The sequence below is a fragment of the Marinobacter mangrovi genome (genome assembly GCF_016798325.1).
GTDB classification, from domain to species: Bacteria; Pseudomonadota; Gammaproteobacteria; order Pseudomonadales; family Oleiphilaceae; genus Marinobacter_A; species Marinobacter_A mangrovi.
In genome coordinates this window covers 332,291-352,879 of record NZ_JAERVO010000001.1, presented here as the reverse complement: position 1 = coordinate 352,879, position 20,589 = coordinate 332,291, and the positions used below count along the sequence as shown (strand labels likewise).

The 20,589-nt window shown below is 60.3% G+C and carries 20 protein-coding genes and 2 tRNA genes; 8 read left to right on the top strand and 14 right to left on the bottom strand.

What is annotated here, in order from left to right; genetic code table 11:
- The first annotated feature begins 43 nt into the window (after nucleotides 1–43).
- Entirely contained in the window at nucleotides 44–1,180 is a 1,137-nt protein-coding gene (locus tag JL474_RS01595) for a response regulator (protein ID WP_123633302.1), read from the top strand.
- On the opposite strand, the gene JL474_RS01590 is transcribed toward JL474_RS01595, so the two are convergent.
- Complete coding sequence (locus JL474_RS01590) at nucleotides 1,157–1,771, bottom strand: nucleotidyltransferase family protein (protein WP_203140688.1); 615 nt, start codon at nucleotides 1,769–1,771, stop codon at nucleotides 1,157–1,159. The two genes, JL474_RS01595 and JL474_RS01590, sit on opposite strands and share 24 nt — an antisense overlap.
- 102 nt (nucleotides 1,772–1,873) lie before the next feature.
- Here JL474_RS01590 and JL474_RS01585 point away from each other — a divergent pair, with 102 nt between their 5' ends.
- The gene (locus JL474_RS01585) at nucleotides 1,874–2,725 is read left to right on the top strand and encodes a 6-pyruvoyl trahydropterin synthase family protein (protein WP_123633300.1); all 852 of its coding nucleotides are present in this window, start codon (nucleotides 1,874–1,876) and stop codon (nucleotides 2,723–2,725) included.
- A 162-nt stretch (nucleotides 2,726–2,887) separates the two neighbouring features.
- Here JL474_RS01585 and JL474_RS01580 read toward each other — a convergent pair.
- The 3 genes from JL474_RS01580 to gltX all read right to left on the bottom strand — a co-directional run bounded on the left by JL474_RS01580 (nucleotide 2,888) and on the right by gltX (nucleotide 4,646).
- Nucleotides 2,888–2,963 (bottom strand) — tRNA-Glu (locus tag JL474_RS01580).
- A gap of 8 nt (nucleotides 2,964–2,971) precedes the next feature.
- Nucleotides 2,972–3,047 (bottom strand) — tRNA-Ala (locus JL474_RS01575).
- 114 nt (nucleotides 3,048–3,161) lie between these two features.
- Nucleotides 3,162–4,646, bottom strand: a complete 1,485-nt coding sequence (gene gltX, locus JL474_RS01570) for a glutamate--tRNA ligase (RefSeq protein WP_203140687.1) — start codon at nucleotides 4,644–4,646, stop codon at nucleotides 3,162–3,164.
- A 200-nt stretch (nucleotides 4,647–4,846) separates the two neighbouring features.
- Here gltX and JL474_RS01565 point away from each other — a divergent pair, with 200 nt between their 5' ends.
- Nucleotides 4,847–5,800 carry a zinc ABC transporter substrate-binding protein gene (locus JL474_RS01565; RefSeq protein ID WP_203140686.1) on the top strand — a complete coding sequence of 318 codons (954 nt, stop codon included), beginning with the start codon at nucleotides 4,847–4,849 and terminating at the stop codon, nucleotides 5,798–5,800.
- Here JL474_RS01565 and JL474_RS01560 read toward each other — a convergent pair.
- The gene (locus JL474_RS01560; RefSeq protein WP_203140685.1) at nucleotides 5,789–6,703 is read right to left on the bottom strand and encodes an AEC family transporter; all 915 of its coding nucleotides are present in this window, start codon (nucleotides 6,701–6,703) and stop codon (nucleotides 5,789–5,791) included. The genes JL474_RS01565 and JL474_RS01560 overlap by 12 nt on opposite strands.
- A 179-nt stretch (nucleotides 6,704–6,882) precedes the next feature.
- Between JL474_RS01560 and dusA the strand changes: the two genes are divergently transcribed.
- From dusA to JL474_RS01535, 5 genes are all read left to right on the top strand, one after another.
- The gene (gene dusA / locus JL474_RS01555; protein ID WP_203140684.1) at nucleotides 6,883–7,926 is read left to right on the top strand and encodes a tRNA dihydrouridine(20/20a) synthase DusA; all 1,044 of its coding nucleotides are present in this window, start codon (nucleotides 6,883–6,885) and stop codon (nucleotides 7,924–7,926) included.
- 152 nt (nucleotides 7,927–8,078) lie between these two features.
- Nucleotides 8,079–9,041: a transaldolase gene (gene tal / locus JL474_RS01550; RefSeq protein ID WP_203140683.1), complete on the top strand. Its 963-nt coding sequence runs from the start codon at nucleotides 8,079–8,081 to the stop codon at nucleotides 9,039–9,041.
- A gap of 1 nt (nucleotide 9,042) precedes the next feature.
- Nucleotides 9,043–9,498: a tellurite resistance TerB family protein gene (locus JL474_RS01545; protein ID WP_203140682.1), complete on the top strand. Its 456-nt coding sequence runs from the start codon at nucleotides 9,043–9,045 to the stop codon at nucleotides 9,496–9,498.
- 10 nt (nucleotides 9,499–9,508) lie between these two features.
- Nucleotides 9,509–10,615 (top strand): 3-deoxy-7-phosphoheptulonate synthase, encoded by a 1,107-nt coding sequence (locus JL474_RS01540; protein ID WP_203140681.1) that lies wholly within the window; start codon nucleotides 9,509–9,511, stop codon nucleotides 10,613–10,615.
- A gap of 70 nt (nucleotides 10,616–10,685) precedes the next feature.
- Nucleotides 10,686–11,480, top strand: coding sequence for a glycerophosphodiester phosphodiesterase (locus JL474_RS01535; RefSeq protein WP_203140680.1), 795 nt, complete (start codon nucleotides 10,686–10,688; stop codon nucleotides 11,478–11,480).
- 73 nt (nucleotides 11,481–11,553) lie between these two features.
- Here JL474_RS01535 and sthA read toward each other — a convergent pair whose 3' ends face one another.
- From sthA to JL474_RS01490, 9 genes are all read right to left on the bottom strand, one after another.
- Nucleotides 11,554–12,945 (bottom strand): Si-specific NAD(P)(+) transhydrogenase, encoded by a 1,392-nt coding sequence (gene sthA, locus JL474_RS01530; protein WP_203140679.1) that lies wholly within the window; start codon nucleotides 12,943–12,945, stop codon nucleotides 11,554–11,556.
- Between the two features lie 288 nt (nucleotides 12,946–13,233).
- On the bottom strand, nucleotides 13,234–13,482 hold the full coding sequence (gene nqrM, locus JL474_RS01525; RefSeq protein ID WP_203140678.1) for a (Na+)-NQR maturation NqrM: 249 nt from the start codon (nucleotides 13,480–13,482) through the stop codon (nucleotides 13,234–13,236).
- Nucleotides 13,483–13,495: 13 nt separating this feature from the next.
- Entirely contained in the window at nucleotides 13,496–14,518 is a 1,023-nt protein-coding gene (locus JL474_RS01520; RefSeq protein ID WP_236011959.1) for an FAD:protein FMN transferase, read from the bottom strand.
- A 21-nt stretch (nucleotides 14,519–14,539) separates the two neighbouring features.
- Nucleotides 14,540–15,766 carry an NADH:ubiquinone reductase (Na(+)-transporting) subunit F gene (gene nqrF, locus JL474_RS01515; protein ID WP_123633288.1) on the bottom strand — a complete coding sequence of 409 codons (1,227 nt, stop codon included), beginning with the start codon at nucleotides 15,764–15,766 and terminating at the stop codon, nucleotides 14,540–14,542.
- Between the two features lie 38 nt (nucleotides 15,767–15,804).
- Nucleotides 15,805–16,413, bottom strand: a complete 609-nt coding sequence (gene nqrE, locus JL474_RS01510) for an NADH:ubiquinone reductase (Na(+)-transporting) subunit E (RefSeq protein WP_123633287.1) — start codon at nucleotides 16,411–16,413, stop codon at nucleotides 15,805–15,807.
- Nucleotides 16,413–17,078, bottom strand: coding sequence for an NADH:ubiquinone reductase (Na(+)-transporting) subunit D (locus JL474_RS01505; RefSeq protein ID WP_123633286.1), 666 nt, complete (start codon nucleotides 17,076–17,078; stop codon nucleotides 16,413–16,415). The genes nqrE and JL474_RS01505 overlap by 1 nt, the downstream gene beginning before the upstream one ends.
- 2 nt (nucleotides 17,079–17,080) lie before the next feature.
- Nucleotides 17,081–17,884: a Na(+)-translocating NADH-quinone reductase subunit C gene (locus tag JL474_RS01500; protein ID WP_123633285.1), complete on the bottom strand. Its 804-nt coding sequence runs from the start codon at nucleotides 17,882–17,884 to the stop codon at nucleotides 17,081–17,083.
- Nucleotides 17,877–19,082, bottom strand: coding sequence for an NADH:ubiquinone reductase (Na(+)-transporting) subunit B (locus tag JL474_RS01495; protein WP_203140676.1), 1,206 nt, complete (start codon nucleotides 19,080–19,082; stop codon nucleotides 17,877–17,879). The genes JL474_RS01500 and JL474_RS01495 overlap by 8 nt, the downstream gene beginning before the upstream one ends.
- Before the next feature lie 4 nt (nucleotides 19,083–19,086).
- Nucleotides 19,087–20,433, bottom strand: a complete 1,347-nt coding sequence (locus JL474_RS01490; protein WP_203140675.1) for a Na(+)-translocating NADH-quinone reductase subunit A — start codon at nucleotides 20,431–20,433, stop codon at nucleotides 19,087–19,089.
- Between the last annotated feature and the right edge of the window lie 156 nt (nucleotides 20,434–20,589).

Genomic DNA, 20,589 nt, shown 5'->3' with positions numbered 1-20,589 from the left:
GCCGGCACGGCCCGGGATCAAGACGCGAGATTGAGGTTGTATCATGGCAATCAAGAATGCACTGCTGGTGGATGACTCAAAGGTCGCTCGCTTTGCACTGAGCAAGCTGCTCGAGAACCGGGAAATGCAGGTCAACATGGCCGGCTCCGCAGAAGAGGCCCTGGATTTCCTCAACAGCGACAACCGGCCCGACGTAATTTTCATGGACCACCTGATGCCGGGCATGAACGGCGTGGAGGCCACCAAGGCCATCAAGGGCAATCCCGATACGGCCAACATCCCCATCATCATGTGCACGTCCAAGAAGTCGGCCAATTTCATGGAAGAGGCCCGTAACTTCGGCGTCTACAATATCCTGACCAAGCCACCCCATCACGACGGCCTGAATGCCCTGCTCGACCAGCTCTCCAGCGACGTCACCAACAACACCCTGCCCCAACCGCCCGAGCCCGATGCCCTGGACGACACCGTACTGGACATCGACGACGAGCCATTGGAACTGCCGGAGAACGCCTCCCTGGAACTCGCGCCCAAAGGCGAAACGGACAGCACAAGCGGATCCACGGAGACACCTCCGCGGGAGATGAACGGCGGCTCGCAAGTGGTGCCCCTGACCAGCGATCTGATTGAGCAAATTGCCCGTTCTGCAGTCAAGACCCATATCAACAACCGCCTGCATGAACTGCTGAGCAGCCTGTTTGACGAGCAGCACGATCACATCAAGCGGGTACTGGACGATGACGAGCGCCGCAAGAACGACGCCCTGACCCAACAGTTGACCGCGTTCCGCGAAGATTTCGACGCCCGCACCCAAGGGCTGAAGGAGGAGATCGTCGCCGAGGTCAACCTGTCGCTGGCACGTGAACTGGCCGACCTGAAGTCGTCCATCCAGTCGTCCGGCGGCTTTACCGCGGACCACATGGCCGAGCTGAAGGATCACATCACCAGCGTGCAGACCATCGACACCGAGTTCTGGCAGACGCTGCAATCCGAAGCCATCCAGCAGGCGCACGATATCTCCCGGGAAACCGCCGAGGATATCGCCCAACGTACGATCGACCTCTATGTGCGCCAGCAGCGCGCGTCTGCCTCGCGGGTCTACACCATCGGCCTGGCGGTGAGCCTGAGCATCTTTACGGTCGGTATCGCCTGGCTGTCAGGGCTGTTTGGATCGTTCTGACGTCTGGACGCCTCGCAAACGCCGCATGTCTGCCGGTGTGTCAACATCCCGATCGGCGCCGGGAGCGGGAACCCGCAGGGTCTCGCGCCGGCGCAGCACCGCGCCGGCGCCGGCATCGCCGGATAGCTGCATCAGCTCAGGCCAGAGTGTGCGCGGCAGAAAGGCCGGAGCGCCGGCAAACCCACCCAGATCGGCCGCAACCGGGCGCCGGCCCGCAGACCGCACCACCGTCTCCCTGAACGCCTCCCAGAAACCTTGCGTGATCTCCGGCTGATCCACCAGCAGAACATAAACGCCGCGGGTCATTACGGGCATGGCATCCAGGCCCGCCCGCAACGAGGATGCCATTCCCGTCGGCCAGTCGTGATTGAAAAGCCAGCGATCGGGCTGGGAGGCACACCGAAAGCGGACCAGGGGATAGCCGCCGCCAACCACCGCGTAGACCGGACCGCCCGACAGGCTGCGGGCGTGATCAATGGCGTGGGACAGTAAGGACTTTCCGCAGTAGATCAACGCCGCCTTGGGCCGCCCCATACGCCGGGACGCCCCCGCAGCCAGTACAATGGCCCCGTATCCGGAATCGCTGGTCATCCTCTCTCCCTTTGCCCTGTGCCGGCTAAACACTCACTGGAACAGGCGGATTTTTGCTAGAATCGCACCAACCTACAAGCGCAACCGGGAATTATTCGCTCCATGAACCACCTTTTCGTCGACAACCTCACCGTGATTGATTTCGCCTACCTGGACCACGACCGTGGGCTGGTGGGTGAAAGCTGGATTGTCGATATCGTTCTGGCCGGTGAGCTGGACGAACAGGGCATGGTGTTTGATTTCGGCTCGGTGAAGCGGACCATCAAGCAGGTGATCGATGAGCGCGTGGACCACCGTCTGGTGGTGCCGGCTGATCGCGCTGGCGCCCAGCTTCGCGAACATGGTGATCGCGTCGAGCTGGAGTGGCCGGTCGCGGATGGCAGCGTCATCACCCACGGCTCACCGATCGAAGCTGTCCTGCCGCTGCCCGGTGAACGGGTGGTTCCCTCCGCTGTCTCAAAGCTGCTGCAGGACGAACTGCGCGCGGTTCTGCCAGGAAACGTGACCGGAATCGAGGTCAACCTGCGTGAAGAGGTGATCGAAGGCCCCTACTACCACTACGTTCACGGCCTCAAGAAGCACCTGGGCAATTGTCAGCGCATTGCCCATGGCCACCGCTCCCGCATCCAGATCCAGCGCAACGGTGCCCGTGACCAGGCTCTGGAACGGGCCTGGGCCAAACGCTGGCAGGACATCTATGTCGGCACCGAAGAGGACGTGACGGCCCGTTTCGTGGAAGACGACGTCAGCTACCTGACGTTCGCCTACGAAGCCAACCAGGGGGAATTCAGCCTCACCCTGCCTGCCGACCGGGTTTGCCTGATTGATACGGACACCACAGTCGAACTGCTGGCCGCCTACCTGGCGGACGCCTGTAAGCAGCAGTTTCCCAATGACGACATTCAGGTCAAGGCCTTCGAAGGGGTGGGCAAAGGCGCCATAGCACTGCGTTAAGCCGGCGATGGGCGGGGCGACGCAGCTCCGCCTGCCCCATCCGACGATGCCGGAATAACAGGCATAAAAAAACCGCCAAAAAGGCGGTTTTTTTATCTCGGTCGCTGCTGTGTGCCAGCTTGGACCGAGGGCGAAAGCCGTCTTGTGAACAGCTCTCTCAAGTGGCGTCCCCTAGGGGGTTCGAACCCCTGTTGCCGCCGTGAAAGGGCGGAGTCCTAGGCCACTAGACGAAGGGGACTAGAAAATTGGTGGAGCCAAGCGGGATCGAACCGCTGACCTCAACACTGCCAGTGTTGCGCTCTCCCAGCTGAGCTATGGCCCCTCAACGGATGCGTATACTAGTGATGCCCCCTCATGCCGTCAACCCCCTGATTTAAACTTTTTTATCGGAACTTTGAAAAAAGTGATCAGGGGGTGATTCGGCTTCGGTTTTCCCCTACTCGGCCAGCAGGGCGGCGTACTCTTTTTCCACCCGTTTGGTTTCTTTCTTGGAGAAACCACCCAGCACCTGAAGCGCGTGACGCAGTCGCGAGCGGGTCATGTCCGGACCCAGCAGCGCCATGGAATCCATCACCGACCAGGAATTGGGGGTGCCGGCAATTGCGACGAAGATCGGGAACATGAAATCCCCCATCTTCAGCCCCATGGCCTTAGCCAGACCTTTCACGTCCGCGAAGATGGTGTCCTTGCTCCAGTGCCTCTGGGCTTCGAGACGCCACAGCGCAAACTGCAGGACGCGCTTCACATCGCCCTCTTCCAGCTTGTTGTGGGCAAAGTCTTCCGGCTTGAGGTTCAGCATGCCGGAGAACATGAACGCCGCCATGGGCGCCACGTCACTGAATACCTCGGCTCGTCCGCGAATATGGGGGACGAGGGCTTCCAGCGCTTCGCGGTTAAACCACCATGACTGCATGCGCTCGATAAAGGCGTTTTCGTCCAGGTCCTCGCGCAGCCACAGGCCATTCAGCCAGCGCAGCTTCTCCACATCGAACACCGGACCGCCCAGGGAAACCCGGTTGATGTCAAAGTGATCGATCATTTCCTGCAGCGTGAACTTCTCCCGGCCATCGGGCATGGACCAGCCCATGCGGCCGAGGTAGTTGATCACCGCTTCCGGCAGGAAACCCATGCGCTCGTAGAAGTTGATGCTGGTCGGGTTCTTGCGCTTGGACAGTTTGCTCTTGTCCGGGTTACGCAGCAGCGGCAGGTGGCACAGCACCGGCATGTCCCAGCCAAAGTATTCGTACAGCAATTGGTGCTTGGGTGCCGAGTTGATCCACTCCTCGCCCCGCAGGACGTGGGTGATGCCCATCAGGTGATCGTCCACCACGTTGGCCAGGTGATAGGTGGGCATGCCGTCGGACTTGAGCAGGATCTGGCAGTCCACCTGGCCCCAGTCGATTTCCACCTGCCCGCGCAGCATGTCATCGATAACGCACACGCCTTCATCAGGCACCTTCATCCGGATGACGTGGGGCTCGCCGGCGTCCAGACGCGCGCGCACCTCGTCGGCGGGCAGCTCCAGATCACCCTTGATGCCCGGATTCTGACCGGCCGCCTTACGCGCCTCCCGGATCTGGTCCAGCTCCTCCGGGGTGCGGAAGCAGTAGAACGCATGGCCTTTCTCAACCAGCTGCTCGGCGTAGGCCCGGTAATCCTGACTGCGCTCGGATTGGCGATAAGGTCCGTGAGGGCCGCCCACGTCCGGCCCTTCGTCCCATTCCAACCCCAACCAGCGCAGTGCGTTGAGAATATCGCGCTCGGATTCGGCCGTGCTGCGCGCCTGATCGGTATCCTCGATGCGCAGGATAAACTGACCGCCGTGTTGACGGGCGAAGCACAGGTTGAACAGCGCAACATAAGCGGTACCGACGTGCGGATCGCCGGTGGGAGAAGGAGCAATACGGGTACGAACTGTCATGAAAGGCGTTCCTGTGGACCTGCCAGGCACTGATGGAAACAGCGCCCGGCTTGAATGAATTCAGGTCGCGCATTATAGCGCCAAGTCGCGGCAGACGCATGGCGAGGTCGCGCTCTTACCGTCCCGAACCGACAAAGCCGTTTACAGTCGAATTGTTACATTATAACATTGCGCAAAATTCACCGAATGGGCCCTACACCATGCGCCACTCCAAAACCCTGTTTGCCAGCGCCCTGACACTGGGACTGGCCATTCAGCCAATGGTCGCGCACGCCGCTGATACGCTGCGTGTCGTCACCACCATCCATCCGCTGAGCCTGCTGACCCGGGCCGTTGCTCCGGACAACATTGAAATCACCACACTGGTTCCGGCCGGCGCCAGCCCGCATACCTACCAACTGCGACCTTCTGATCGTCGTGCGCTGGCCAATGCCGATCTGATCCTGTGGGTCGGACCGCAGATGGAAACCTTCCTGGAAAAGTTGATGAGCGACCCGGCCCTCGCGCCCCGGGTCCAGGCCCTGACGCCTCCCAAAATCGTCGAAGCCGCTCACGAGCACCTGCACGAAGACGACGAAAAGGATGACAAGCACGACGAACATGAGCATGACCGCGAGCACGGCCACCACCACCATGATGGCGTCGATCCGCATGTCTGGCTCGATCCCACCATCGCGGCCACGATGGCCGAAACCATTCGCGATCGTCTGACCGCGATCGACCCGGACGACGCCGAGACCATCAACCAACGCCTGAGCGCTTTCGAGCAAGCGTTAAAGCAGAAAGATGCCGACCTCAAATCGCAGCTGTCGGACATGGATCGCGTGGACCTGTTCACCTACCACGACGCCTTCCGACGCTTTGCCGAGCACTATGGGCTACACGTCGCAGAAGCCCTGACCATCACCCCGGAGCAAACGCCCGGGGCCCGGCATCTGAGCGAGGTTCAGGAAACACTGGCGGCCGCGGACACCCCCTGCCTGCTTACCGAGCCCCAATTCAACCGGAACTGGTGGCACGGGCTGACCCAAAACGTGGATGTCACCATCACCACCTGGGATCCGCTGGGCTCTGACGTCCCCGTGACACAGGACGGCTACCTGAACTTCCAGCAGGCGCTGGCCGATTCGGTGCTCTCCTGTCTACCCGAGTAGGCCCAGCGTTAAGGGCATGATGAAGATGGCCAGCAGCGTCTGGCCACTGATGATCCCCGCCATCAGGGTGGCATCGCCGCCCAGTTGGCGCGCCAGGATATAGGCGGATGAGGCCGTCGGCAGCGCCGCCAACAACACCACGACCTGCAGCAACAGGCCTTCCACGCCGACCAGCCAGGCCAGACCGGCGGCCATAAAGGGAAACGCCACCAGCTTCAACGCCGTCGACACCAGGAACGGCATGGACGCACTGCGCATCCCCTTCAGTTGCAGGCCAGCGCCCACCGTCAACAGCCCCAACGGCAACCCCATACTGCTCAGCGGCTCCAGGAAGCGCGCAAACACGGGATGGAAGCCAATCCCCAGGTAACCCCACAAGGCCCCCGACACGGACCCGATGATCAACGGATTGGTGACGATCGTGCGGAACACTGAAGCCAGTTTTGGCCGGCCCTGCCCGACAACCACCGAAAACATCAGGATGCAGAGCAGATTCAGCATGGGCACGTTGATGGCCACCGCGACAGCAAACAGCGACAGGCCATCGTCCCCCATCAACAGGCCCGCGGAGGCCAACCCGACAAACGTGTTGAACCGGATCGCCCCCTGGTAGACCGAGCTGAAGACCGGTCCCGGCCAGCGGGTAAACCACTGGATCACCGCCAGGACCAGCGTCATCGACAGCCCCATGCCCACGACGATCAGGGCCACATCGCCGTAGGCCGACGCCGGAATATGGGCACTGCCAAGCTTGTACAGCAGCATGGGCGGGAACAGCACGTAATAGGTAAAGCGCTCGGCCATCGGCCAGAAGCCGTCGCCCGGGAACTGTATCCGGCGCAGGAACTGGCCCAACAGAATCAGACCAAACACCGGCACCAGGGCCTGAATCAGTACATCCACCGACGTTGCTCCTTGTCTATCCCAGGCAGCCTGGCGCCCAACCTATTGAAATCCAGAGCTTACCAGTTTGACGTACAGAATGGGGTCAACGCCCATCAGCGATTGGCGGAATTTAGATTGGCGCGTCAACACGGTATAATCCGGCGCCCGAAGCAACCGAACCGGCACAGGTCCATTTCATGTCAGCCATCCAGACCACAAGCAGCCACATCCTGACGACGCCAGCGCCGCTGAGCCGCCGCTTCAGCGTGGCGCCGATGATGGACTGGACGACCGCGGCTTACCGCTACTTTGCCCGGCTGATCTCGCGCCACACCCTGCTGTATACCGAGATGGTGACCACGGGTGCGCTGATTCACGGGGACACGGCCCGTTTCCTGCGTCACGACGAGGCGGAATACCCGCTGGCCCTGCAACTGGGCGGCAGCGACCCCGGGGAGCTGGCTACCTGCGCCCGCCTGGCGGAAAATTACGGCTTCGATGAAGTCAACCTGAACGTCGGCTGCCCCAGCGACCGGGTGCAGAACAACATGATCGGCGCCTGCCTGATGGGCCATCCCCAGGTTGTCGCGGACGGCGTTGCTGCGATGCGCGAAGCCACGTCCCTGCCCGTCACGGTCAAACACCGGATTGGCATCGATGGCCGCGAATCGTTCGATGAACTCTGTGAATTCGTCGAGACCGTCGCCGAGGCGGGTTGTGAGACGTTTATCGCCCACGCCCGCATCGCCATCCTGGAAGGCCTGAGCCCCAAGGAAAACCGGGACATTCCGCCGCTCAAGTACGACTGGATCTACGCACTCAAACAGCGCTATCCGCAGCTCGAGATCATCATCAACGGCGGCATCAAGACCCTGGACGCCTGTCACGAGCACCTGCAGCACGTGGACGGCGTCATGCTGGGCCGTGAGGCCTACCAGAACCCCTGGCTCCTGGCGCAGGTGGATCCGGAACTGTTTGGCACTGCGGCGCCCCATGCCTCGCGCCACGATGTATTGCGCGCCATGCTGCCCTACATCCAGTCCGAACTGGATCGCGGTGTCTTCCTGACCCACATCAGCCGCCATATCATGGGGCTTTTCCACGGCTGCAAGGGCGGACGCCAGTTCCGCCGCCACCTGAGCGAAAACGCCCATCGTCGCGGCGCCGGTCTGGAGGTGATCGAGCAGGCCATGGCCAAGGTGCCCGAGGCGTCGCCCGTGGTCGAAGCGGCCACCGCCTGAGTCGACCAACGTCCTTTCATGACAGCCCTGTAAAGCGCGCGGAGAACGCTTGTTCCCTTGTGGGCAGATCGCTATTGTAGATCTGTAGGCCGCAGGACAGGCGGCCACCGTTGTCTACACGCCATCCACGCGCATCAGGACGATTTGCACCCATGAGTAAACTCGAACAGCTCAAGACCATGACCACCGTCGTTGCCGATACCGGCGATCTGGACGCGATTGCCCAGTGGCGGCCGGTGGATGCCACCACCAATCCGTCCCTGCTGCTGAAGGCAGCCGATCTGCCGGCCTATCGCCCCATGCTCGATGCTGCGATCAACTTCGCGCAGGGGCAGTCCGGGTCCGATTCCGAGCAACTGGGCATGGCTACGGACTATCTCGCGGTATTGGCCGGTCAAAAGATTCTGGAGCTGATTCCCGGCGTGGTTTCCACCGAAGTGGACGCCCGCCTCTCGTTCAACACGGAAGGCACGGTTCGCAAGGCGCGCCGACTGGTCGAGCTGTATGACCGCATCGGCGTGCCCACCGAGCGCGTGCTGATCAAGATCGCCTCGACCTGGGAAGGCATCCGCGCCGCAGAAATCCTGGAGAAGGAAGGCATCCGCTGCAACCTGACGCTGCTCTTCTCCTTCGCCCAGGCTGCCGCCTGCGCCGATGCCGGGGCGTTCCTGATTTCCCCGTTCGTAGGCCGCATCCTGGACTGGAACCTGAAGCAATCCGGCCGCAGCAGCTACGAGCCTCACGAAGATCCTGGCGTCCTGTCCGTCTCCCGGATCTATAATTACTTCAAAAGCCATGACTACGACACCGTGGTGATGGGTGCCAGCTTCCGTAACACCGGCGAAATCGAGCATCTGTCAGGCTGTGACCGGCTGACGATCAGCCCGGCCCTGCTTGAAGCCTTGCAGAATGACACAGGTGAACTGCCACGTAGGCTGTCACCGGAGACAACAGGTAAGGTGGAGTCACGCATCAGCTTGGACGAGAACGCGTTTCGCTGGTTGATGAACGAAGACGCCATGGCCACGGAGAAACTGGCCGAAGGTATCCGTAAATTCGCTGCCGACCAGGTTGAGCTGGAACAACGGGTTCGGCAGATAGCCCAGGCAGCCTGAGATGATCGATGTACTGAAGAAGCTGTTCTCCGGAGAAGACAACACCGTCCCGGAGCAAAACGATCCCCGGCAGTTGGCCATCGCCGCCACCGCGCTGATGGTCCAGCTGTCGCGGGTTGACCAGTCGGAAGACCAGTCCGAGAGGGACACCATCATCGACTGCGCCATCCGCACCCAGTCCATCACCCGGGAGGAGGCCACCACGATCCTGGCCAACGCCCGTGCTGACGCCGAAGACGCCACATCACTCTACGAGTTCACGGAAAAGCTCAACGCCAGTCTGGACCAGGCCGGCAAGGCCGAGATACTCGAGAACATCTGGCGCGTCGCCTTTGCGGACGGTCGCATCGACAAGTACGAAGAACACATGATTCGGCGTGTGGCCGAGCTGCTGCACCTGAACCATCGCGAATACATGGAATGCCGGCATCGCGCCGAAATCGCCATGTCATCCTGAAGGAGTCGTCATGCTCGCCATCCTGCACCCGGACACGCCACTGGACAGCGACGCCTACCGGCACACGCTGCAGTTCCTGGAAAACCTGCCGGGCGTCTCCGTGCGGGTCCACGAGATCCAGGGGGCCCAGCAAAAGCTGACCGAGGTCTATCTGCTCGGCGACACCAAGTCGCTGGACAAGGACGAAATCGCGGCCCTGCCCGCCGTAGAGCGGGTGATCCGCATCTCCGACGATTACCGGATCCTCGGGCGACACCGGGACGACCGGCGTCAGACCGGTTTCACTTACAACGGCGTGCATTTCGACCAGGATAACCTGAACGTGTTTGCCGGCCTGTGTGCCGTGGACACGCCGGAGCACGTGGAAATCATGATGCGGGCGCTGGCTGAGCATCACCAGCCCTGCACCCGGATGGGCGCCTACAAGCCGCGCACCAATCCCTATTCGTTCCAGGGGCATGGCAAGGGCTGCCTGCCCTATGTGTTCGAGACCGCTGGCAAGCACGGTATCCGGGTGATCGCCATGGAAATCACCCATGAGAGCCACATCGAGGAAATCGACGAGTGCCTCGAAAAGCTGGGGCGACCGACCGGCGTCATGTTGCAGGTGGGCACCCGCAACACCCAGAATTTCGAGTTGCTCAAGGCCATCGGCCGCCAGAAGGACTACCCGGTCCTGCTCAAGCGCGGCTTCGGGATCACGCTTAACGAGTCCCTGAACGCGGCGGAATATCTGGCCAGCGAAGGTAACGCCAACGTCATCTTCTGCCTGCGCGGCATGAAGACGGAAGCGGGCCAGCCCCATCGCAACATGGTCGACTTCGCCCATGTGCCCACCGTGAAACGACTGACCCGGATGCCCGTCTGCATCGACCCGTCCCACTCGGTGGGCACCCGTGAGCGAGCACCGGACGGCATTCCCGAAGTGATGCATGCGACGGCACAGGGTGTTATTGCCGGCGCCAACATGGTGTTGGTGGACTTTCACCCCAAACCGGAAAAAGCGCTGGTGGACGGGCCACAGGCGCTTGTAATGGATGAATTGCCCGCTTATCTGGAGGACGTGGCCCAGTGTCACGAGCTATGGAAAAAACGCCGCACTCTCTACCAGGCGTGAACCGTCTCCTTGCCACAGGCGGACGACGGGCCGCAATGGAATCGGCCTATTTGTCAGGGGAAAAGAAAACATGATTATTTACGGCCATCGTGGTGCCAAGGGCGAAGCCCCCGAAAACACGTTACCCGGCTTCAGGCATGCCTACGGCAACGGCATCCGCCACTTCGAACTCGACGTCCTGCTGTCTGCCAACGGCGAGCCGGTGGTTATCCATGACACGACCACCGACCGTACGACCGGCGTCAGCGGCCGTGTCGGCGACATGACCGCCGAGGCGCTGAAAAAGCTCGATGCCCGCAAGAACACCACGCCCTGGCCGAACAGCTGTGGCGTCCCAAGCCTGCAGGACGTGTTGAACACCTGCCCGGACTTCCGGCACATGCAGTTCGAGGTGAAGACCGATCAGCGCCAGCGTATGAATATCCTGTGCAACCGGCTGGCCGAGTTGATCCAGAAGAATCACTGGTACGATCGGGCGGCGCTGACATCATCCGACACCTGGTTCCTGCGGGAAGCCAAACGGCGTGACCGCAAGCTGCGCACCGGCCTGGTCTTCGACAAGCGTTTTCCCAATCCCGTGAAAAGCGCCACGCGGCTGGGTTGCGACTACCTGTGTCTGAGTGCGCGCCTGTGCTCGGAGGCGGTGGTCCAGTCTGCCCACAAGGCGGGACTTCACGTGTCGGTGTGGACCGTCAACCGGATTCACGACATGCTGGAGCTGGAGAAAATGGGCGTGGACAGCATCATTACCGACTACCCCACCAGCACCCTGGTGTATTTCGAAAACCGGCCAAACATTCTCGCCAATCGTTTACCACACCGGACAGAGAAAGATCCGGAAACGCTGGCAGGCAGCACGACCTAGAAGCAGATTGGACTAGAACACCGACAGGGCGGGAAAGACAGGGCCGACGACAGATCTGCCGCCGGCCCCCGGATCAGAATATCCGGTTCAGGCCATTCAGGGCCGCCACCCGGTAGGCTTCCGCCATGGTCGGGTAGTTGAAGGTGGTATTGATGAAGTAGTTCAGGGAGTTGGCCTCCCCTTCCTGGTTCATGATGGCCTGGCCGATATGCACGATTTCCGCCGCCTGGTCACCAAAACAGTGAATGCCGAGAATCTCACGGGTTTCCCGGTGAAACAGGATCTTGAGCATGCCCACCGCTTCCCCGGTGATCTGCGCCCGGGCCAGATCCTTGAAGAACGCCTGCCCCACATCGTAAGGCACCTTGGCTTCGGTCAGCTCCCGCTCGGTCGGCCCCACGGAACTGATCTCAGGAATCGTGTAGATCCCGGTCGGCACATCCCGAACAAACCGGAAGAACTCATCGCCCATCAGGTCCGATGACGCCGAACGCCCCTGATCGTATGCCGCACTGGCCAGGCTGGGCCAACCAATCACGTCCCCTACAGCGTAGATATGGGGGATCGACGTCCGGTAATGCTCATCCACCGAGAGCTGGCCACGACCGTTGGGCTCCAGACCGATGTTTTCCAGCGCCAGTTTGTCGGTGTTGCCGGTCCGGCCGTTACACCACAGGAACGCGTCCGCACGAATTTTCTTGCCGGACTTCAGCGTCAGCACCACGCCGTGGTCATCCCCGTCTACCGACTCGTACGTCTCGTTGTGACGGACCAGGACACCGTTATTGCGCAGGTGATAACTCAGTGCGTCGGAAATCTCGTCATCCAGGAAAGTCAGCAGACGATTGCCCGGATTGATCAGATCCACCTTGACACCAAGGCCGGCGAAGATCGACGCGTATTCACTACCGATAACGCCGGCACCGTAGATGATCAGCGTCCGCGGTGTATGGGATAGCTTGAGGATGGAGTCGCTGTTGTAGATCCGGTGGTGACGAAAATTCACGTCGGGCGGCAGGTAAGGACGGGAGCCCGTGGCGATGACCACCGACTTGGCGTTCAGGATTTCCTCCGCCTTGCCTCCGCGCACTTCAATTCGGTGCTCATCCAAAAAGGAGGCGCGACCATTGAACAGGTCGACGCGATTGCGGGCGTAGAATTCGGTGCGCAGTTTGACCTGCTTGCCCATCACTTTTTCAGCATTCTGCAGGACCCGCGGAAAGGAGAACCAGCGTGGCTCACCGATATCCCGGAACATCACATTGGTGTTGAAGGTGATGATCTGCTTGACCGCATGACGCAGCGCTTTGGAAGGAATCGTGCCCCAGTGGGTACAGTTACCGCCGACCGTCGGCTTATCCTCGACGATTGCAACCCGCTTGCTGTGCTTGGCCGCATTCATCGCTGCCCCTTCGCCGGATGGACCGGCCCCGATGACAACGACGTCGTAGTGATGTTCTGCCATACCCGCAGTGACTCCTTCTATTCGCCATGAATTCACAGAGACCGCCATACATCACGCCATCGACCGTCACCGCTGGAGGAGCCATGACCGCCATAGATCGGCAATGATCGGTGTCTCTGAATACTGAATGATGATTCTCAGGGTAGCCCGTCTCAAAGAAAAGACGGACAAACACCACTTGCAGGCGCTGTCCGCAACCACCCTACCCGACGAACAGCCCCGGGGAATCCGACCGGCTAACCCCTGGCGCCTTTTCGGCCGCGCCAGTCAGGCTGCCGGACGGTGATGTCAGCGGGATTGCTGCTCGGACGCGTCGTACGCCAATGCCTCAGCCTTGCCGGCCGCACCGGCGGTACGCTCGTTCTCTTCTTCGCACTTGTTGCGGTCGCCACCGCAGATTTCGCAGGCACCGTCGATACCCATGGCGCCGAGGCCACCGCAGGTACCGCTGATCGGCTTGCGACCCATGATGACGCCGATGGACATGCCGGCCAGGAGGATACCGAAGATGACCAGAACCAATAGAAATGTGCCCATGACGTAACCTCCGTCAATCCAATAGGTATGAGGAAAAAGCCGGGGTGTACTTCGTGTCGAACCCGTCATCGCCTCGATAGATAAAGTATGCGGCGATGTCGTGCTTGACTGCAAACGTGTAGCCCTTGTCCTGCCCCATCACATTGAGCGCCGTCGCCATGGCATCGGCGCTCATGCAGTTGTCGGTAATTACCGAAACCGAGGCCAGCTTGTGGCTGATCGGGTGTCCGGTCGCCGGATCGATGGTGTGGGAATAGCGATGGCCATCCACCTCGAAATAGTTGCGATAGTCACCGGATGTGGCCATGGCCAGGTCTTCGAGGGCCACGATGCGTTGCACCGTCTGCGTCTGGGACACCGGCTTCTCGATCGCCAGCCGCCAGACATCCCCATCCGGCTTGCGGCCCCGGGTATCCACCTCGCCGCCGATTTCCACCAGATAGGCTTCGACGCCCTGCTTGTCCAGATAGCGCCCGACCGCGTCGACGCCGTAACCCTTGGCGATCGCCGACAGGTCCAGATAGAGCGGATAATCCGAGCGGATCGCCTTGTTGGGCGTATCCCGCATCTGCAGCTTGTCATAGCCCACTTCGGACATGCGCTGTGCCAGCAGATCCTCATCCGGAATGGTTTCCGGCCGTGCCTCGGGACCAAAGCCCCACAGGTTGACCACCGGACCAATCGTAATATCGAAAGCACCGTTGCTCAGATCGCTGACGCGATGGGATTCCTGCAGCACTTCGTAAAAATTGTCGGACACCGGGAACCACTGACTCTTGTCCGCCTGCTCGTTGAACCGCGACAGTTCGGAATCATCACGCCAGGTCGACATGGACGCATCCACGCCATCCAGCACCTTGTTGATGCCGGCAGACAATTGCTCGAGCCGATCCTTGTCGTCGTTCATGACGACCTTGATGTGGTAACTGGTACCAAAGACCGGACCGCTGAGTTCCCAGACTTCTTTATCAGGCTTAAACGAACAGCCCGCCAGGGCGACGCTGCAAAGCAGCGCCACCAAGGCGGGCCAAATCATGCGGGATTTCATGCAGCGAACTTAGCCCCCGAAGTCGTCCAGCATGATGTTCTCGTCTTCCACGCCCAGGTCTTTCAGCATCTTGATGACCGAGGCGTTCATGATGGGGGGCCCACACATGTAGTACTCACAATCCTCAGGTGCGGGGTGGTCCTTGAGGTAGTTCTCGTACAACACGTTATGGATGAAGCCCGTCGGGCCTTCCCAGTTGTCCGTCGGCAGTGCGTCGGACAGGGCCACGTGCCACTCGAAGTTGTCGTTTTCCTCGGCCAGTTGGTCGAAATCCTCGACGTAGAACATCTCGCGGACACTCCGGGCGCCGTACCAGAAGCTGATCTTCCGGTCGGTGTTCAGGCGTTTGAGCTGGTCGAAGATGTGCGACCGCATCGGTGCCATACCGGCGCCGCCGCCGATGAAGACCATTTCCGCGTCGGTCTTCTTCGCGAAGAACTCACCAAAGGGACCGAAGACCGTGACCTTGTCACCCGGCTTCAGGTTGAAGACGAAGGTGGACATCAGGCCCGGCGGATGATCAGAGCCCGGTGGTGGTGTGGCGATCCGGATGTTGAACTTGAGAACGCCCTTCTCTTCCGGGTAGTTGGCCATGGAGTAGGCGCGAACCACCTCTTCCTTGTTGACCGCCTTATAGCGCCAGATGTCGTGCTTGTCCCAGTCCTCGTGGAACTCCTCCTCGACGTCGAAGTTCTTGAAGTCGATTTCATACGGAGGACATTCCAGCTGCACGTAGCCGCCGGCGCGGAAGTCGACTTCCTCGCCTTCCGGCAGCTTCAGGACCAACTCCTTGATGAACGTGGCCACGTTGTGGTTGGACACCACTTCGCATTCCCACTTCTTGACGCCGAAGAACTCTTCCGGCACCTCGATCTTCATGTCCTGCTTGACCGGCACCTGACAGGACAGACGCCAGCCTTCACGTTCCTCGCGGTTGGTGAAGTGCGTCTTCTCGGTCGGCAGCATGGAGCCGCCACCGTCGAACACCTTGCACTTGCACTGCGCACAGGTCCCGCCGCCGCCACAGGCGGAGGACAGGAAAATGCCGTTGCCGGCCAGCGTGCCGAGCAGCTTACCGCCGGCTTCCGTCTTCAGGGTGTGTTCGGGATCATCGTTGATCTCGATGGTCACGTCGCCGGTGCTCACCAGCTTGGACCGTGCTGCCAGGATCACCGCCACCAGTGCAAGCACGATGACGGTAAACATGACCACGCCGAGAATAATTTCAGTATTCATGGTCTCGCCTTAATCCTTGTTATCCGTTACCGGGTGATTTACAGGGAAATACCGGAAAACGACATGAAGCCCAGTGACATCAGGCCTACCGTAATAAAGGTAATGCCCAGGCCACGCAGACCTTCGGGAACGTCGCTGTACTTCAGTTTTTCACGGATACCGGCCAGTGCCACGATGGCCAGGGCCCAGCCCAGACCGGCACCAAAGCCGTAAACCACACTCTCGCCGAAGGTGTAATCCCGCTCGACCATGAACAGGGAGGCACCCATGATGGCGCAGTTAACGGTGATCAGCGGAAGGAACACGCCCAGCGCGGCATACAGCGCCGGAATGTACTTGTCGAGGATCATCTCCATAATCTGGACAATCGCCGCGATCACGCCGATGTAGGTCAGCAGCCCCAGGAAGCTCAGGTCCACGTCCGGCAGACCCGCCCAGGCCAAGGCACCCTCACGCAACACGTCGTTGTAGATCAGGTTGTTGACCGGCACGGTCAGGGTCAGCACGGCCACAACCGCGATACCCAGGCCGATGGCCGCTTCGATCTTCTTGGAGATCGCCAGGAAGGTACACATCCCCAGGAAGAAGGCCAACGCCATGTTCTCAACAAAGACGGCCTTCAGGATCAGACTGATATAGTGTTCCATCAGAAGGCCTCCTTGGTGGTTTGCCGGGACAGACGGTAATCAGGCTCTTCCACCTGGTCACTCTTCCAGGAACGCAGCCCCCAGATCGACAGGCCGATGATGAAGAACGCACTCGGCGGCAGCAGCAACAGGCCATTCGGCACGTACCAGCCACCGTCGTTCACGACCGGCAGGATGGTGACACCGAACAGTGAGCCGGAGCCCAGCAGTTCGCGCACAAAGGCCAGTACGATCAGCATCACGGAATAGCCCAGGCCGTTACCGATCCCGTCCAGGAAGCTGAGCCAGGGGCCATTCTGCATGGCAAAGCCTTCCGCGCGGCCCATCACGATGCAGTTGGTGATGATCAGGCCGACGAAAACCGACAGCTGCTTACTGATCTCATAGGCGTAGGCCCGAAGAATCTGGTCCACCACGATAACCAGTGACGCGATGATGGTCATTTGCACAATGATCCGGATGCTGTTCGGGATCTGCGAACGCACCACGGAGACAAAGAGGTTGGAGAAGGCAGTAACGGCAATCACCGAGATACACATGACCATGGTCACGCTCAGGCTGCTCGTTACGGCCAGCGCCGAACAGATACCGAGGATCTGCAGGGCGATCGGGTTGTTATTGAAAATCGGTTCGAACAGAACCTTTTTTGCAGTCACTTCCGCCACGATCAGACCTCCCCTTCACGAAGCTTTTTGAGGTAGGGCGCGAAACCACGCTCGCTCATCCAGAAATTCACCAGGTGCTGAACACCCCGGCTGGTCAGCGTCGCACCGGACAGGGCATCCACTTTGTGCTCCTTGTCCTTGGCGTTGGGACCGACCCCACCTTTAACCAGCTGGATCTGCGGTTCTTCCAGATCCGGGCCGTAGACCTGCTTGCCTACCCACAGGGCTTTCCACTTGGGATTGTCGACTTCGCCGCCGAGTCCCGGTGTTTCCGCCTGCTGATAGAACCCAAGGCCCTCGATGGTGTTGGCGTCGCCCTCAAGCGACACGAAGCCATACAGCGTGGACCAGAGGCCGTAACCGTGGATCGGCAGCACCACACGCTTGAGCTTGCCGTCCTCCTTCAGCACAAACACCTTGGCAATGTCCGCCTGACGCTTGATGCCGGCGATGTCCTCTGAAGAAGACAGCGACTCGGACATATCCGGATCAGACGCCGCCTTGTACTGGTCGTACTTCATCGGGTCTTTCAGGCCCAACGACGACGGGTCGACATAGGTCCCAGAATCCAGATCAACCAGTTTCACGTCAAATTTCTGGAACTGCTCTTCGATCTCCTGCGGCGTGGTGCCCGGCTCCAGCATGCCGGCAGCCGCAAGGATGTTGGTTTTCATATCGAGATTACGGTTCGTCACCTGGGCCGGCTTGAGCAGGACCGCCGCGGAAGACACCACGACGGAACACACGATACACAGCGCCAGGGCTACGATAACCGTACGGGTAACGGTTTCCTTCTTCTTAGCCACGGGCGAGCCTCCGTTTGATGTTGGCCTGCACGACGAAATGATCCATCAGCGGCGCAAACAGGTTAGCGAACAGAATGGCGAGCATGATGCCTTCCGGGAAGGCCGGGTTGACCACGCGGATGAGCACGGTCATCAGGCCGACCAGGATCCCGAAGGTCCACTTGCCGGTGTTGGTCATCGCAGAGGAGACCGGATCAGTCGCCATAAACATCATGCCGAAAGCAAAACCACCCATCACCAGATGCCAGTGGGCCGGCACCGCAAACATCGGGTTGGTGTCCGAACCGACGGCGTTAAGCAGCAGTGACGTACCGATCATGCCAATCATGACGCCACCGACAATGCGGTAGGAGGCAATCTTCATGATCAGCAGGATACCGCCGCCAATCAGGATGGCCAGCGTGGAGGTTTCGCCCATGGAGCCCTGGATGGTGCCCAGGAACGCAGACATCCAGGAAACGGAGTGCTGAACCGCTTCAATACCGCCTGCGGCAGCCAGGCTCAGCGGCGTCGCACCGGAGAAGCCGTCGACAGCCGTCCACACGGTGTCACCGGAGATTTGCGCCGGGTAGGCGAAGTAAAGGAAAGCGCGACCGGTCAGGGCCGGGTTCAGGAAGTTCTTGCCGGTACCCCCGAACACTTCCTTGCCAATCACCACACCGAAGGTGATGCCCAGGGCCACCTGCCACAACGGAATCGTCGGCGGGCAGATCAGGGCAAACAGGATCGACGTGACGAAGAAGCCTTCGTTCACCTCATGGCGGCGAACCGTGGCAAACAGCACTTCCCAGAAACCACCGACCACGAAGGTCACGAAGTAGACCGGGATGAAGTAGGCCGCACCGTAAACCAGATTGTCCCAGATGGAGCCGGGATCGTTACCGGCCAGCGCCGAGATAAAGGCTGTGCGCAGGCCGCCGTCGCCCATCATGGCGTCGGGGTTGCCCGCCAGGAAGGAGTTGGCCTGATAGCCGATGTTCCACATGCCGAAGAACATGGCCGGCCACACACAGAACCAGACCGTGATCATGATGCGCTTGAGATCGACACCATCGCGCACGTGGGACGTTGTGGACGTCACCGACGGCGGCGTATAGAAAATGGTGTCGACGGCTTCGTACAGCGCGTACCAGCGCTCGTACTTGCCACCTTTTTCAAAGTGGTGCTCGATACCGTGGAGAAACTCTTTCAATGCCATGTCGTTAGCCCTCGATCTCGATGCGGGTCAGGTTTTGACGCAGGATGGGGCCGTACTCGTACTTGCCGGGACAGACGAAGGTGCACAGGGCCAGGTCTTCTTCGTCCAACTCGAGGCAACCCAGCTTCTGAGCCATCTCGGTATCGCCCACGATCAGCGAGCGCAGTAACTGCGTCGGCAGGATGTCCAGCGGCATGACTTCCTCGTAGGAGCCCACCGGGACCATGGCACGCTCACTGCCGTTGGTCGTCGTCGTAAAATCGAACAGACGACCTTTGGTGAGCTTCGACAGATAGATGTTCAGCGTGGAGAACTTGCGGGTACCCGGCGACAGCCAGCCCATGAACTCGCGCTTGTCACCCTCTTCCAGGATGGTGATCTGGTTGGCGAAACGCCCCAGGTAGGCGCAGGGACCACGGCCTGTCCGACCGCCGAAAACGGAGCCGGAAATCACACGTTCCTCGCCGGAAGCGTCGTATTCACCGGCCAGCAGTTCGTCCAGGTTCGCACCGATTTGCGTGCGCAGCAGGCGCGGCTTGGAGGCTTTGGGCCCGGCCACGGCCACGACACGTTCGGTCGGCACCTCACCGGTCTGGAACAGGCGCGCGATCGCCATCACGTCCTGGTAACCGATGGACCAGACCACCTTGTCGCCTGCGATCGGATCGAGGAAATGAATATGGGTGCCGACGTTGCCCGCCGGATGCACGCCGTCAAACTGCTGGACTTCGAACGCGTCGTCTTTGGGCACCGGCACATCGGCACCGGGCTTGCCACAGACGAATACCTTGCCATTGGTCAGCTTGCTGATGATGCGCAGGCCGTTCTCGAAGGCTTCGGGGTCATCCTTGATGATGACGGTCGGGTCTGCGGCCAGCGGATTGGTGTCCATTACGGACACGAAAATGGAGTGAGGCGCGCTGTCAATCTCAGGCACCTTGCTGTAAGGACGGGTGCGAAACAGCGTCCAGAGGCCGGACTCCACCAGGTTGTCGACCACCTGCTGGCGTTCCAGCGAACCCAACTGCGAACTCTCGTAACGCGCGAAGGTTTCAGCCTCGTCTCCGTCGATCTCAATCACAACCGACTGGAAAACGCGACGCTCGCCGCGGTTAATCTCCTTCACCACGCCAGCAGCCGGAGAAGTATAGCGCACGCCTTCGGTCTTCTTATCCGTAAACAGTAGCGAGCCGCGCTTCACGCGATCCCCCTCCTGAACCGCCATGGTCGGCTTCATACCGTTGTAGTCAAAGCCGATCAACGCCACATTGCGCACCGGCTTACTGTCGGTAATCGTCTGTTCAGGAGCGCCACTGATGGGAAGATCCAGGCCTTTTTTGATCTTGATCATTTAGCCCCGTCCAATCATCAGAAACTTAAAATATGGATTTGTAACGCCTGGAAAAAACTCCGGATCCGCCGCAAATGACGCGAGAAGCGCCCGGACCAGTGATATCAAGCACCTGGAAGGGTCCCGGTGATTGTTGGAGGAGTGAAGTTTAGACAG